A 1,284-nucleotide genomic window follows, 5' to 3' on the forward strand; every position below is an offset into this window, starting at 1 on the left:
TTTTCGCGTTGCGGCAAAGAATAGCTCGAATTGGGTTGCAATACCTCGTTCGTCCCAAAGATCGTGAACGTCTGGGCATTTCCGGTGGCGACAGACGTTTCGTTAGTCTGATTGAGTGGAGAACCGGCATGATCAATACCATCGGGCTGAATGCTATGTGTGGGTGAAGGAACATTTGTATCGGCCTCTCTCCTGTGACGGGAAACAATGCTGGTGTTCAGGAATGCCGGTTTATCAGCCCCTGACGGCTGCGGATGAAAAGGACCCTGAAAAACCGGCATGTCCCGACCTGAAAAAGTGGACAAAGGGGTCATGCTGTTTGGGGCACCATCCCCTCCGGTGGCATTGCGAGCAACAGGAAAGGTGGCAGCATTCGTGCCGAGCGACAGATAGGGAAGTTTCTGATCTGTACCCAGCCTATCGGGTGATTGGGCACTTTGATACGCGGACGTGTCGCGCATCGCTAAATGTTGCTGTTTTGTAGGGGTATCAGGCCTGAGAGAAAGAGATAGTTTCTGTTGGCGGCCGGCGGGTTGCGGGGAAGGCTTTTTTACCTTGTCGTCATTGGGGTCTGTATAGGCGTAAGCTTTAGTCACAGAACGGTCATTTTTTATTTCCATGATACGCTCCAAGTCAATCAATACTTAGTTGTTCGGTCAGGGTATTTCACTTCCTTTTATTGAGGCGTTTGTAAGACAAAGATTTTTACAGTTTTTTGAATGATGTAATATGAACGCCTCAATCTCGATTCAGTACCACTGACCGTTCGGTGATGTTAGTTGTTGCTACTGGTTGGATAAGGTTCAGGAAAGACTTGCCATGCTGCCTCCCGTCAAAGCGATTTGTATTACTCGCTGAATTGACGTCATATTGACCAGGCGTGGTGTTGGGCTTTTGCGGGTCTCATGCCTGCCCCGCAGTTGACGGTGCCGCCTGAAGGGCAGCCATCGTCAGCTTCGCAATTAGGGCGGCCACAAATTCCTCTTTGTTTGATGCAAGGCGGTGTCGCTCGAAGAGAAGCTCGGCCGGTCGATCCGTGCTGCCACTTGGAATGCTGTCGATTAACCCTTCCCACGTAACCAGGGATTGCAAGATGACGGTGTTATCCACGACATGCCTCTATTGCCATGCTGAGAACCTTGCTTTCAGGGTGCGTCGGAGAGAGTCTAGGCCCTCGTTTCCCGGTATTTGCGATATCCCGTTACGCGAGGGGCTCTGATGTGATTGACGACTCCCGCCCTTCAGGTTGCGGCATATGCCAAAGTGGGGAGTCGTGACTTCCAC

The 1,284-nt window shown here is 51.3% G+C and carries 2 protein-coding genes; both read right to left on the bottom strand.

All coding sequences use genetic code 11. From position 1 onward, the window contains the following. The coding region (locus tag PQR02_RS40420) for a hypothetical protein (protein WP_408243384.1) at positions 1–620 on the bottom strand (620 nt) is incomplete at its 3' end. A 283-nt stretch (positions 621–903) separates the two neighbouring features. After that, the gene (locus PQR02_RS40425; protein WP_408243385.1) at positions 904–1,110 is read right to left on the bottom strand and encodes a hypothetical protein; all 207 of its coding nucleotides are present in this window, start codon (positions 1,108–1,110) and stop codon (positions 904–906) included. Between the last annotated feature and the right edge of the window lie 174 nt (positions 1,111–1,284).

Source organism: Paraburkholderia sediminicola, assembly GCF_046026895.1.
Classification (GTDB): Bacteria; Pseudomonadota; Gammaproteobacteria; order Burkholderiales; family Burkholderiaceae; genus Paraburkholderia; species Paraburkholderia sediminicola_C.